Annotated in this window: 10 protein-coding genes; 5 read left to right on the top strand and 5 right to left on the bottom strand. The window is 72.6% G+C overall.

What is annotated here, in order from left to right; translation table 11 throughout:
* The first annotated feature begins 81 nt into the window (after positions 1 to 81).
* The 3 genes from F0L17_RS05000 (at position 82) to F0L17_RS04990 (ending at position 4,233) form a co-directional block, all read left to right on the top strand.
* Positions 82 to 1,416, top strand: a complete 1,335-nt coding sequence (locus tag F0L17_RS05000) for a pectate lyase family protein (RefSeq protein ID WP_338017954.1) — start codon at positions 82 to 84, stop codon at positions 1,414 to 1,416.
* Entirely contained in the window at positions 1,413 to 2,489 is a 1,077-nt protein-coding gene (locus F0L17_RS04995) for a pectinesterase family protein (protein WP_162465811.1), read from the top strand. The genes F0L17_RS05000 and F0L17_RS04995 overlap by 4 nt, the downstream gene beginning before the upstream one ends.
* Before the next feature lie 322 nt (positions 2,490 to 2,811).
* On the top strand, positions 2,812 to 4,233 hold the full coding sequence (locus F0L17_RS04990; RefSeq protein WP_155070123.1) for an NCS2 family permease: 1,422 nt from the start codon (positions 2,812 to 2,814) through the stop codon (positions 4,231 to 4,233).
* 74 nt (positions 4,234 to 4,307) lie between these two features.
* On the opposite strand, the gene F0L17_RS04985 is transcribed toward F0L17_RS04990, so the two are convergent.
* Entirely contained in the window at positions 4,308 to 5,105 is a 798-nt protein-coding gene (locus F0L17_RS04985) for an IclR family transcriptional regulator (protein ID WP_155070122.1), read from the bottom strand.
* A 198-nt stretch (positions 5,106 to 5,303) separates the two neighbouring features.
* Here F0L17_RS04985 and F0L17_RS04980 point away from each other — a divergent pair, with 198 nt between their 5' ends.
* Positions 5,304 to 6,833 (top strand): aldehyde dehydrogenase (NADP(+)), encoded by a 1,530-nt coding sequence (locus F0L17_RS04980; protein ID WP_338017953.1) that lies wholly within the window; start codon positions 5,304 to 5,306, stop codon positions 6,831 to 6,833.
* A 111-nt stretch (positions 6,834 to 6,944) separates the two neighbouring features.
* Complete coding sequence (locus F0L17_RS04975) at positions 6,945 to 8,012, top strand: aminotransferase class V-fold PLP-dependent enzyme (RefSeq protein WP_155070121.1); 1,068 nt, start codon at positions 6,945 to 6,947, stop codon at positions 8,010 to 8,012.
* A gap of 79 nt (positions 8,013 to 8,091) precedes the next feature.
* On the opposite strand, the gene F0L17_RS04970 is transcribed toward F0L17_RS04975, so the two are convergent.
* The 4 genes from F0L17_RS04970 to F0L17_RS04955 form a co-directional block, all read right to left on the bottom strand.
* Positions 8,092 to 9,123 carry a LacI family DNA-binding transcriptional regulator gene (locus F0L17_RS04970; protein WP_155070120.1) on the bottom strand — a complete coding sequence of 344 codons (1,032 nt, stop codon included), beginning with the start codon at positions 9,121 to 9,123 and terminating at the stop codon, positions 8,092 to 8,094.
* A 123-nt stretch (positions 9,124 to 9,246) separates the two neighbouring features.
* Positions 9,247 to 10,122, bottom strand: a complete 876-nt coding sequence (locus F0L17_RS04965) for a carbohydrate ABC transporter permease (protein WP_155070119.1) — start codon at positions 10,120 to 10,122, stop codon at positions 9,247 to 9,249.
* A complete protein-coding gene (locus F0L17_RS04960; RefSeq protein ID WP_155073165.1) occupies positions 10,119 to 10,985 on the bottom strand; it encodes a carbohydrate ABC transporter permease in 867 nt (288 codons plus the stop codon). The genes F0L17_RS04965 and F0L17_RS04960 overlap by 4 nt, the downstream gene beginning before the upstream one ends.
* A gap of 143 nt (positions 10,986 to 11,128) precedes the next feature.
* Positions 11,129 to 12,421, bottom strand: coding sequence for an extracellular solute-binding protein (locus F0L17_RS04955; protein WP_155070118.1), 1,293 nt, complete (start codon positions 12,419 to 12,421; stop codon positions 11,129 to 11,131).
* Between the last annotated feature and the right edge of the window lie 131 nt (positions 12,422 to 12,552).

Genomic DNA, 12,552 nt, shown 5'->3' with positions numbered 1-12,552 from the left:
CCGGCGGCGGTCCCGCGCCGCGACACCACCGAAGAGACCGAGAACACCGGAACGACCGAAGGGGTCACAGTGCAGAGAAAAGTGTGCCAAGCTCGTGTCATCGCGCTGGTCGGATGCGCCTCGCTCGCCCTGGCCGCCCTCACCGTGCCCGCCCAGGCCGCCCCGCGCCACGGAGGCGACTCGGCGCGCGCCGTCCTCCCGGAGAAGGACGGCTGGGGAGCGGCCGAGGGCGGCACCACCGGCGGCGCGGCCGCCGACGCCGACCACGTCTTCACCGTCACCAACCGCGCCGAGCTGGTCGCGGCGCTCGGCGACGGAGACGACACCCCGAAGATCATCAAGGTCAAGGGCACGATCCACGGCAACGCCGACGACCAGGGGAACCCGCTGAGCTGCGAGGACTACCGGCGCGACGGCTACACGCTGGAGAAGTACCTCCAGGCGTACGACCCCGCCACCTGGGGCGACGCCGAACCGTCGGGCCCGATGGAGGAGGCCCGCGCCGCCTCGGCCGCCGAACAGGAGAAGCGGGTCAAGATCCGCGTCGGCTCCAACACCACCATCGTCGGCGTGGGCGACGACGCCACCATCCTCGGGGCCAGCCTCCAGATCCGGGGGGTGGAGAACGTCATCGTCCGCAACGTCACCTTCGAGGACACCTACGACTGCTTCCCGCAGTGGGACCCCACCGACGGCGACAACGGCGCCTGGAACTCCGAGTACGACAACGTGGTGGTGTACGGCTCCCGCCACGTCTGGCTGGACCACAACACCTTCACCGACGGCCGCCGCCCCGACAGCGCCCAACCCCGCTACTTCGGGCAGCTCTTCCAGCAGCACGACGGCCTGCTCGACATCGTCCGCGGCGCCGACCTGGTGACCGTGAGCTGGAACGTCTTCACCGAACACGACAAGACGATCCTGCTGGGCAACAGCGACTCCGCCGCCGCCGACGACCGCGGCAAGCTGCGCACCACCTTCCACCACAACCTCTTCGAGGACGTCAACGAACGCGCCCCGCGCGTGCGCTTCGGCAAGGTGGACGCCTACAACAACCACTTCAAGCAGAACGCCGGCGCGAAGTACGGCTACACCTGGGGCATCGGCAAGGAGGCCGCGCTCGTGGCCGAGCACAACGCCTTCACCCTCCACAAGGGGCTGACCCCGGCCGACACCATCCGCCAGTGGACCCCCGGCACCTCCATGACCGAGCGGAACAACTGGGTCAACCACCGTCCCGTGGACCTGCTGGCCGCCCACAACGCCGCCAACCCCGACCGCGTCCTGGGCGACGACGCGGGCTGGACCCCCACCCTGCGCACCCGTGTCCACCACCCCCTGGCCGTCCCGTACCTGGTGGACCGCCACGCCGGGGCGGGGAAGCTCGACATCAGGGCCGGAAAGGGGAACAAGTGAGCGCCACCCGCCGCGGCGTCCTCCTCACCGGGGCGGGCGCCGCCCTCTCCCTGGCCCTGGCGGGACGGGCCCACGCGGGGACCGCCGGCCGTTCCCGGGCACGGCTGCTGACCGTCGCCCGGGACGGCAGCGGCGACTTCACCGGCGTGCAGGCGGCCGTCGACGCCACTCCCGACCACCCGCGGGAGCCCTGGACGATCGTCCTGGCGCCCGGGACCTACCGCGAGACGGTGCGGGTGCCCGAGTCCAAGACGGGGCTGACCCTGCTGGGCGGCACGGGCGATCCGCGCGACACCGTGATCGTCCACGACAACGCCGCGGGCACGCCGAAGCCGGACGGTTCCGGCACCCACGGCACCTCCGGCAGCGCCACGGTCACCGTCCGTCCCGACGGCTTCACCGCCCGCCGGATCACCTTCGCCAACGACTGGCTGCGCGCCGAGCACCCGGAGATCAGTGGCACGCAGGCGGTGGCGATCAAGGTGATGGGCGACCGTTCGCTCTTCGACCGCTGCCGCTTCCTCGGCCACCAGGACACCCTCTACGCCGACACCCGGCACGTGGGGCTCACCGCCCGGCAGTACTTCCACCGCTGCCACGTGGAGGGGGACGTGGACTTCGTCTTCGGCCGGGCCACCGCGGTCCTGCACGGCTGTGAGCTGCGCACCCTGGACCGGGACGTGGACTTCCGGCCGTACGGGTTCGTCTTCGCCCCGTCGACGGCGGCCGGGACCCGGTTCGGCTTCCTCGCCCACCGCTGTCGTCTCACCACCACCGCGCCGGCGGGCGCGTACAAGCTGGCCCGGCCGTGGGTGCCGAGCAGCGACCCGACCGCCCGTCCCCGACTGGTGGTGCGCGACAGTCTGCTGGGCGCCGGGATCGACGCGGCGGAGCCGTACGCGAACATGCGCGAGCAGTACCCCTGGCAGGATTTCCTCTTCCGGGAGTACGCCAACCGGGGTCCCGGGGCGGTCGTCACCGACCCCGCCGCCCGCCCCCGGCTCACGGACGCCGAGGCGGCCGGGCACACCCCGGCGGCGTATCTGGACGGTTGGCGGCCCGACGTGCGCTGACGGTCGTCCGTCGGGGCTCGTCCGGCACTCGTCCGGTGGCCGCCCGGTACCGCACCGGGGGCCACCGGTCCCGCCCGCGCCACGCTCCGGTCCCCCGCACGGGCGGACGGACTCCGCCACGCCGCGCGATCCGCCGCGTCGTCCCGCTCCGGCGGGCCCCCGCCGTGGGCACAATCGCCCCGCGGCGCCGATCGGTCGCCCGGCGGGCCGCGGGCCCGCCGGGGCGGGGGCCATGGCGGCGCGAGGAGTCGAGAGCGCCGGGAGCGCCGGGAGGACCCGAAGCGCCCGGAGCGTCGAGAGAACCGAAGCACCGAGGAGCGCCATGCCCGCACCGCCCCTGCCCCCGGCCGTCGATCGCCGTTTCCGGGTCGGCGAACGCGGTTCCACCCTCGGCCGGGAGGTCCGGGGTGGTGTCGCCACGTTCTTCACCATGGCCTACATCCTGGTGTTGAACCCGATCGTGCTGGGCGGTGCCGAGGACCGGTACGGCAACCGGCTCCCGGAGGAGCAGTTGGTGACCGTCACCGCGCTGGTGGCGGCCGTGATGACCGTGCTGATGGGGCTGACGGCCAACGTTCCGCTGGCGTTGGCGGCCGGGTTGGGCATCAACGCCCTGGTGGCCTACCAGATCGCTCCCACGATGAGCTGGCCCGACGCGATGGGGCTGGTGGTGCTCTCGGGGGTGGTGGTCTGTCTGCTGGTCGTCACCGGGGTGCGCGAGGCGATCATGCACGCCATTCCGCACGAGATGAAACAGGCCATCAGTGTGGGTGTCGGGCTGTTCATCGCCTTCGTCGGCTTCGTCAACGCGGGCTTCGTCACCCGGGTGGCGGGGGAGGACGCCTCGGTGCCGGTGCAGCTCGGTGACGACGGCGACCTGTCCGGTTGGCCGGTGTCGGTCTTCTGCCTGGGGGTGCTGTTGACGGCCGCGCTGTTGGCGCGTGGGGTCAAGGGCGCGATCCTGGTGGGCATCGTGGTGATGACGGTGGTGGCCGTGGTCGTCGACGCGGTCGCGGGGCTCACGTCCCGACAGTGGGGGCTGACCGCGCCGTCGCTGCCGGACGACCCGGTGTCGCTGCCGGACTTCTCGTTGGTGGGCGAGTTCAGTCTGTTCGGTGCGTTCGAGCAGGTCGGCGTGGTCACGGCGGTGATGCTGGTCTTCACGCTCTTCCTGACCGACTTCTTCGACACCATGGGCACGGCGGTCGGCGTCAGCAGCGAGGCGGGGTTGTTGGACGAGCAGGGGAGGGTGCCGAACCTGGGGCGTCTGTTGTTCGTCGACGGGCTCGCCGCGGTCGCGGGCGGCGCGGCCTCGGCCTCGTCGGGCACCAGCTACCTGGAGTCGGCGGCCGGTGTCGGGGAGGGGGCGCGTACGGGGTTGGCCAACCTGGTGACGGGCGGGTTGTTCGCGCTGGCGCTGTTCCTGGCGCCGCTGGCCGCGGTGGTGCCGGCGCAGGCGGCGGCGCCCGCGCTGGTGGCGGTGGGGTTCCTGCTGATGTCGCAGGTCCGGTATGTGGACTGGACGCGGTTGGACGTCGCGATCCCGGCGTTCCTGACGATCGCGGTGATGCCGTTCACGTTCTCCATCACCCATGGCATCGGCGCGGGGTTCGTGTCCTATGTCGTCGTCAAGGCGGCTGTGGGGCGGGTCCGTGAGGTGCCCGCGCTGATGTGGGTGGTGGCCGGGCTCTTCGTGGTCCACTTCGCCATCGACCCGCTGGAGCGGTTGTTGGGGGTGCGGTGAGCGCCGCCGGTCGCCCGCGGGCGTCGTGTCGTCGGGTTCGCGCCCGCCGGTTCGGTCTCGCCTCGTGGCGGGGGCTACAGGCGTCGGGTGGCCAGGGTCAGGCGGTCCCGGGCGTCGAACAGGGCTTCCTTGATGGTCTGTTCGTGGGCGGGGGTCAGTCGGGCGACGGGTACCGAGCAGCTGATGGCGTCCCGTGCGGGGGTGCGGTAGGGGATGGCGACGCCGAAGCAGCGCAGTCCCAGGGTGTTCTCCTCGCGGTCCACGGCGTAGCCCAGTTCGCGGACCTGTTGGAGTTCCTCGATGAGTTTCTCGCGGTCGGTGACGGTGTGTTCGGTCAGTGGTGTCAGCGTCTTGGGGAGCATCGCGCGGACCCGGTCGTCGTCGTAGGTGGCCAGCAGGGCCTTGCCGAGGGAGGTGGAGTGGGCCGGCAGCCGTCGTCCCACCCGGGTGAAGGGCCGCAGGTAGTGCTGGGACTGGCGGGTGGCCAGGTAGACGACGTTGGTGCCGTCGAGTCGGGCGAGGTGGATGGTCTCGGTGGTGTCGTCGGAGAGTCGGTCCAGGGTGGGCCGGGCGGCGGCCACCACCTCGTCGCCGTCGATGTAGGAGGTGCCCACCAGCAGGGCGCGCACGCCGATGCCGTAGCGGGTGCCGGTGGCGTCGGTCTCGATCCAGCCCAGGTCCACCAGGGTGCGCAGCAGCATGTAGAGGCTGGATTTGGGGTAGCCGACGGCCTCCTGTACGGCGGCCAGGGAGTGCATGCCGGGCTGTCCGGCGAAGAACTCCAGCAGTTCCACGGTGCGTACTGCCGACTTGACCTGTGCCCCGCCCGCCTCCGGCTTGCGGCCGGGGGCGCCCCCGCGCTCAGACGGCATCGACCTTGACCCTTTCACTCGACCAGCCATAGAGTCCCGGACAGATATTCACACACCGGGACAGCGTTCAGCATATCGAACAAGGTCCCTCGGGGGACAGCCCCCGGCGTCCGGGAGCCCGGGCGCCCCCGATCGGCATTCCCGCCGGCCGCGGGCCCGGCAGACGGCCGGCGGCCGCCCAGAAGGAGGAGTTCAGCGGTGGCAGTACCAGTGTGGAGCGTCGACCCCAGGACGGGGAAGCAGCGCGAGCGGGTCGCCGTCGAGGCCACGGCCGCCGACGTGGACGCGGCCGTGCGCGCCGCCCATGCCGCGCGTGGCGCGCTGGCCGACCGTACGGCGCGGATCGCCCTGCTGCGCGCGGCCGCCGAGGAGTTGGAGGCCGCCCGTGAGGAGGTCGTGGCGAGCGCGGACGCCGAGACCGCCCTCGGTCCGGCGCGGTTGAACGGGGAGCTGGGCCGTACCACCTACCAGTTGCTCGCCTTCGCCGACGAGGTCGCCGACGGCGGCTTCCTCGACGTCGTCATCGACCACGCCGACACCTCGCTCACTCCGCCCCGTCCCGACCTGCGCCGCTACAAGGTGCCGTTGGGCGTGGTGGCCGTCTACTCCGCCTCCAACTTCCCCCTGGCCTTCTCCGTCCCCGGCGGCGACACCGCCAGCGCGCTGGCGGCCGGTTGTCCGGTCGTGGTCAAGGCGCACCCCGACCACCCGGCCACCTCCGAGCTGTGCGTGGCCGCGCTGCGCCGTGCCGCCGCCCGCGCCGGTCTGCCCGAGGACGTCGTGACGGTGGTGCACGGCTTCGACGCGGGCGTGGAGCTGGTGAAGCACCCGCTGGTGGCCGCGGCCGGGTTCACCGGCTCGATCCGCGGCGGGCGGGCCCTGTTCGACGCGGCCGCCGCCCGTCCGGTCCCCATTCCCTTCCACGGCGAACTGGGCAGCCTCAACCCCGTCGTCGTCACCGAGGAGGCGGCGGCGGAGCGCGCCGAGCGGATCGGCAGCGGGCTGGCCGGGTCGATGACGATGGGCACCGGTCAGTTCTGCACCAAGCCGGGGCTGGTCCTGGCGCCCGAGGGGGAGGCGGGCGACCGGCTGGTGGAGGCGCTGGCCGGTGCTCTCGGCGAGGCCGCCCCGGGCCCGCTGCTGGACACCCGGATGCGCGAGGCGTTCCTCGCCGGTGTCCGGGCCCGTGCCGAGCTGGAGGACGTGACGGCGCCGGTCGCCGCGTCCGCGGGCGAGGAGCAGGCCGTGGGCGCGGGCTTCCTGACCGTTCCGGCCGGGAGGCTCGCCGCCGGCGGACCGCACGAGCTGCTGTTGGAGGAGTGCTTCGGCCCGGTCACCGTCGTGGCCCGCTACCGGGACACCGACGAGGTCGGTTCCGTGCTCTCGAAGCTGCCCGGCAACCTCACCGCCACCCTCCACCTCGGCACCGAGGAGGCGGACAGGGGCGACGGCGAGGCGGCCCGGTTGCTGGGCGAGCTGACCGGTCTGGCCGGACGCGTCCTGGTCAACGGCTGGCCCACCGGCGTCGCGGTCGCCCCCGCCCAGCACCACGGCGGCCCCTACCCGGCCACCACCTCCACCTCCACCTCGGTCGGCGCCACGGCCGTCGAGCGCTGGCTGCGCCCGGTCGCCTACCAGGACACGCCGGAGGCGTTGCTGCCGGAGGAGCTGCGCGACGACAACCCGCTCGGTCTGCCGCGCCGGGTGGACGGCCGTCGCGAGATCTGACCCGCGCGCCCGGAGCCCTGTGTCCCCCGCGCCGCCGTGCCCCGGCGGCGCGGGGTGATACCGGGGCAAACCTCGTGGACAGGGTGGCGGCGGAGCGTCACAGTGGGGTCCATGGAGACCACACCGCCGGGGCTGCCCGGGTTGCCGGAGAACGAGTTCGCGTCGAAGACCACCTACCTCGACACCGCTTCGCACGGCCTGTTGCCCGCCCGCACCGTCGAGGTCCTGCACCGTGTGATCCGGGAGACGGCCGAGGGGCGGGGCAGCATGCCCGACTGGCTCGCCGCGGTCGAGCGGGCGCGGGCCCGCTACGCCCGGATCGTCCGGGTGTCACCCGACCGGGTGGCGCTGGGAACGGCCGTGGCTCCCCAGGTCTCGCTGGTGGCGGGCGCGTTGCCGTCCGGTGCCGAGGTGCTGGGCGCCGACGGGGACTTCAGCTCCCTGCTCAATCCCTTCGCGATGCGCGCCGACCTCAAGCTGCGCACCGTTCCCCTGGAGGAGCTGGCCGGTGCCGTCCGTCCCGGCACCGCGCTGGTCGCCGTCAGCGCGGTGCAGTCGGCCGACGGTCGGATCGCGGACCTCGACGCGATCGCCGGGGCGGCCCGCGACCACGGCGCCCGCACCCTGGTGGACACCACCCAGGCCGTCGGCTGGCTGCCGCTGGACGCCGGCGCCTTCGACCACACGGTCTGCGGCGGCTACAAGTGGCTGCTGAACCCGCGCGGCGTCTCCTTCCTCACCGTGCCCGAGGACGGCGGCGGCCTGGTGCCCCTCCAGGCCGGCTGGATCGCGGGGGAACGGCCCTGGGAGAGCTGCTACGGCACGGTGGACGAACTCGCCCGCTCCGCCCGCCGGTTCGACACCGCGCCGGCCTTCCTGCCCTGTCTGGGGGCCGAGCGTTCCCTGTCCCTGCTGGAGGAGGTCGGCCCGGAGGCGATCGGCGTCCACAACCGGGCGCTGGCCGAGCGGTTCCGCGTCGGCGCCGCCGAGGCGGGGCACCGGCCCGTGCCCGGCGACTCGGCGATCGTCGCCGTGCCCGGGCTGGGAGAGGCGGCGGAGCGGCTGACGGAGGCCGGGGTGAGGGCCTCCGTCCGGGCGGGGAACCTGCGCGTCGCCTTCCACCTGTACAACACGGCCGCGGACGTGGACCGGCTGTTGGCGGTGCTGCCCCGCCCCTGAGGGGGCGGGCGGACGCGGGGCGCGGTGGGGCGGCGGAGGCGACCGGCCACCCCGTCCCGCCCCACCGCGCCCCACAGCGTCAGGCCGACTCGCGGACCACCAGCTCGGTCGGCAGGACGACCGCCGACGGTTCCTCGCCGCCGATCAGGGCCAGCAGCACCCGCACCATCTCCGAGCTGATCCGGTCCCAGGGCTGGCGGATGGTGGTCAGCTCCGGAAGGCCGGAGACGGCGGCGGGGGAGTCGTCGAAACCGCCGACCGCCACGTCCCGGGGCACCCGCCGCCCCGCCCGTTCCAGGGCGGCCAGGGCTCCCCGCGCCATCAGGTCGGAGGCGACGAACACCGCGTCCAGGTCCGGGACGCGGTCCAGCAGCTCGGCCGTGGCCCGCTCTCCGCTGCCGCGGCTGTAGTCGCCGTGGGCGACCAGCTCGTCCCCGGCCGGCAGGCCGGCTTCCACGAGCACCTCGCGCCAGCCCGCCAGGCGCTCCACGCCGCCGGGGGTGTCCGGCGGGCCGGCGACCGTGGCGATGGTGCGGCGGCCGGTGGACACCAGGTGCCGCACCATCTCCCGGGCGCCGGCCCGGTCGTCCGCCGCCACGTGCGCCAACCTGGCCGTACGTCCCTGCCGGTCGATCGGCTTGCCGCTGGCGACCACCGGTATGCCCGTTCCCAGCAGGTGCTCGGCCACCGGGTCGCCGGTGTGGCTGGAGACCAGCAGTACCCCGTCGACGTGGCCGGCGGTGACGTAACGGATGACACGGCGCCGTTCGGCGGGGGTGCCGGCGATCATCAGCAGCAGTGGGATGTCGTGCGCGGCCAGCGCCTGGGTGCAGCCCCGCAGCAGCACGTTGAAGTTGGGGTCCTCGAAGAGCTTCTCCTGCGGCTCGGTGAGCAGGAAGGCCACCGAGTCCGAGCGACCGGTGATCAGACTGCGGGCGTGCCGGTTGACGACGTATCCGGTCCTGCGGATGGCCGCCCGTACCGCGTCGGCCGCGGCCGGGCTGACGTTGTGTCCTCCGTTGAGGAAGCGCGAGACCGTGCCCCGCGAGACGCCCGCCTCCCGGGCCACGTCGTGGATCGTCGGCGGACGTCGCCGCTCGCCGCCGCTCATGCGGTGCCCATCCTCGTTCCTCGTCCCCTTCTGCGCGCGCGCCGTCGCGCCCTCGCGCCCTCGCGTCCCGTCGATCTCCCGCTCCGGTGTGCCGTCGTGCCGTTCTCCCGCGCGGGGTGACGGTCAGGACTTTACGGCGCCGGAGAGCAGGTCCAGGCTCCAGAACCGCTGGATCACCAGGAACAGGACGATCAGCGGCACGATCGCCAACAGTGCCCCGGTGATCACCAGGGTGTACAGGGCCGGGCTGCTCGCACCCTGCTGGAGCAGGGTGAACAGCCCCAGGGTGACCGGGAACTTCTCGTCGTCGCCGAGCATGATGTACGGCAGCAGGAAGTTGTTCCAGATCGCGACGAACTGGAAGAGGAAGACCGTCACCAGGCCCGGCAGCATCATCGGCAGCGCCAGGGAGCGGAAGATCCGCCACTCGCCGGAGCCGTCCGTCCGTCCCGCCTCGACCACGTCCTTCGGTACGGCGGCGGACGCGTAGACGCGCGCCAGGTAGACGCCGTAGGGGGACAGGATCGACGGCAGCAGCACCGACAGGTGGGTGTCGGTCAGGTTCGCCTCGGCCAACAGCAGGTACTGCGGCACGGCCAGGATGACCGGGGGCATCAGCACCCCGGTGAGCAGGACGTTGAAGACGGCTTCCCGGCCGCGGAAGCGGTAGACCGCCAGGGCGTACCCGGCCAGCGCGGAGACCGCGGTGGACAGCAGGGCGCCGAGTCCGGCGTAGAGGGCCGAGTTGCCCATCCACTGCCAGTAGACGCCGTCGCGGTAGGCCGACAGGTCCGCCAGGTTCTCGGTGAACCCGGTGCCGGGCAGGAAGGTGAAGGTGGAGAACAACTCCCGGCCGGACTTGGTGGCGGCGATCAGGACCCAGGCGACCGGCAGCAGGCAGTAGAGCGCCCCCAGGAACAGCGCCGCGGTGGGCAGCGCCGCGATCCGGCGCGGGGCGCGCGGCGTGGGGGGAAGAGGGGCGGAGAGGGTGGCGGTCATCGGGTTTCCCCCTGGCGGGTACGGGAGCCTGCGATCCTGAGGAAGCCGAAGGAGAGCACGAGCGTCACCGCGGCGATGACCACCGCGGTGGCGGCGGCCGTGTGGATGTCGTTCCTGACGAAGGCGTCCTCGTAGACCTTCATCAGCGGACTCCAGGTGGTGGGAACGCTGTTGGTCAGAGGCTTGAGCGTGGTGGGTTCGCTGAACACCTGGAGCGTGGCGATGACCGAGAAGAAGAAGGTCAGCACCAGCGACGGCGCCACCATCGGGATCTTGATCCGCAGCGCGATCTGCAGTTGTGAGCAGCCGTCCAGCCGCGCGGCCTCGTAGACCTCGGCGGGGATCGCGCGCAGCGCCGTGTAGATGACGATCATGTTGAAGCCGGTGCCGCCCCAGACGGCGATGTTGGCGAGCGCGACGTAGAGCGGACCGCCGTCGAGCAGGTCCGGCTCCGGCAGCCCGAGCTCGCGCAGCACGTGGTGGAAGGGGCTGATGTCCGGCAGGTAGAGGAAGCCCCACAGCAGTGCCGCGATCACCCCGGGAACGGCGTACGGCAGGAAGATCGCCAGCCGGGTGAACGAGCGGCCCCGGACCCGGTCGGCGTCCAGCATCAGGGCGAAGACCAGGGCGAGACCGAGCATGGTGGGGACGACGATCAGGCCGTAGCCCAGCACCCGCAGCGCGCCGGCGACCAGTTCGGAGTCGGTGAGCGCGTCCGTGTAGTTGGACAGGCCGGCCCACACCTCCTCGCGCGCGCCGCTGCCCAGGCCGAGTCCCTTGACCTCGACCCTGCGCAGGCTGAGGTACAGGGCGTGGCAGACGGGGAGCGCGAAGAAGAGGAGGAACAGGGCGGTGGCGGGCAGGAGGAAGAGGTACGGAGCCCGTCGTGTGCCGCGCGTCCCGCGCGGGGCGCGCGTCGCTGGGGTCGTCGGGTCCGTCGGGGTCGGCGGCGCGGTCTTCGCGGACCGCGCCGCCGGAGACACCCGTGTGGTGCGGGTCGCCGGTGTCACTCGGCGACCTCGAATCCCTGCTTCTTCAGGTCCGCCACGGTCGCCTCGTGCATGGTGCGCAGCGCGGCGTCGAAGTCGGCCCGGTCCTTGGCGGCCTTGCCGAAGGCGTCCTTGAAGGTGCTGTAGGCGACGTTGACGTTGGGGCCCCAGGCGGCGGGCGCGGTACCCGCCGCGATCTTCGCGGCCCGCTCGTAGAAGTCGGGCTGGTTGGGGAAGAAGTCCGGGGCCTCGGCCAGGGCGTCACCGGTCTGGGCGGCCTGTGCGGCGGGGTAGATGCCGCTCTCCTTCACCAGGGCGGCCAGCGCCTCGGGGTCGGTGTTCAGCCAGGTGGCGAACTCGGCGGCGGCCTCCTTGTGGTCGGAGTCGTTGGTGACGGCGGTGGTGGAGCCGCCCCAACTGCCGGTGGTGTTCGCGCCCTCCTCCCACTGGGGCAGGGGGGCCATCGCCCACTTGCCCCTGGTGTCGGGGGCGGCGGTGGTCAGGGTGCCGGGGGCCCACACGGCGCTGACCCAGGCGAGCTGCCGGCCGGTGTTGAGGGCGTTGTTCCAGGCCGGGGTGTACATCGGCTGGTTGTCGATGACGCCCTCCTCCACCAGGCCGCCCCAGAAGTCGGCGACCTTCCGGGTGGCGGTATCGTCGATGGCGACCTTCCACTTCTGGCCCTCGGTGGTCCACCAGCGGGCGCCGGCCTGCTGGGCGAGACCGGCGAAGAGTCCGGCGTCGTTGCTGGAGAAGGTGGTGAGGTCCGCCTCCGGCTCCTTCTCCTTCAGCTCCCGGGCGGTGGCGGCGAACTCCTCCCAGGTGGCGGGGACGGACAGGCCGTACTCCTCGAAGAGGTCCTGGCGGTAGAAGAGCATCATCGGGCCGGAGTCCTGGGGGAGCGCGTAGACCGCGTCGGTGCCCAGGGTGACCTGCTGCCACAGACCGGGGGCGAACTCCTTCTCCGCCCCGGCCACGTGGTCGGACACGTCGGCCAGGACGTCGTTGCCGACCAGGGTGGGCAGCGCCTGGTACTCCGCCTGCATCAGGTCGGGGGCCTCGCCCGCCTTCGCCGCGGTGATGGTCTTGGTGACCAGGTCGTCGCCACCGGCCTGCTTCTTCACCGTGACCCGCACGTCCGGATGCTTCTCGTTCCAGAGCCGGACGACCTTGTCCATGCCCGGCGCCCAGGTCCAGTAGGTCAGCTCGACCGGTCCGGACCCGGCCGAGTCCCCGGACGAGCCGCAGCCGGTGAGGACGGCGGCCGCCAGGGTGGCGGCGGTGCATGCCGCGACGGTGCGGTTGTTCATGGTCCCTCCCTGACAGGGTTCTGTGAACGTGCACAGTAGAAAAGCCGTAATCGCTCTTGTCAATGGTTGGGAACCTGTTGTTTTCTAGGTGACACGGCCGACAAGCGACTGTGAACGTTCACAGTATCGGC

It is taken from the genome of Streptomyces taklimakanensis, assembly GCF_009709575.1.
GTDB classification, from domain to species: Bacteria; Actinomycetota; Actinomycetes; order Streptomycetales; family Streptomycetaceae; genus Streptomyces; species Streptomyces taklimakanensis.
The sequence above is the reverse complement of the archived record's forward strand: the minus strand, read 5'-3'. Positions and strand labels throughout refer to the sequence as shown.

Bases quoted from the DNA above. Each gene is read 5' to 3' on its own strand.
- F0L17_RS04965 (WP_155070119.1), bottom strand. From the start codon at position 10,122: ATGACCGCCACCCTCTCCGCCCCTCTTCCCCCCACGCCGCGCGCCCCG.
- F0L17_RS04990 (WP_155070123.1), top strand. From the start codon at position 2,812: ATGCCCGCACCGCCCCTGCCCCCGGCCGTCGATCGCCGTTTCCGGGTC.
- F0L17_RS04970 (WP_155070120.1), bottom strand. From the start codon at position 9,123: ATGAGCGGCGGCGAGCGGCGACGTCCGCCGACGATCCACGACGTGGCC.
- F0L17_RS04985 (WP_155070122.1), bottom strand. From the start codon at position 5,105: ATGCCGTCTGAGCGCGGGGGCGCCCCCGGCCGCAAGCCGGAGGCGGGC.
- F0L17_RS04955 (WP_155070118.1), bottom strand. From the start codon at position 12,421: ATGAACAACCGCACCGTCGCGGCATGCACCGCCGCCACCCTGGCGGCC.
- F0L17_RS04975 (WP_155070121.1), top strand. From the start codon at position 6,945: ATGGAGACCACACCGCCGGGGCTGCCCGGGTTGCCGGAGAACGAGTTC.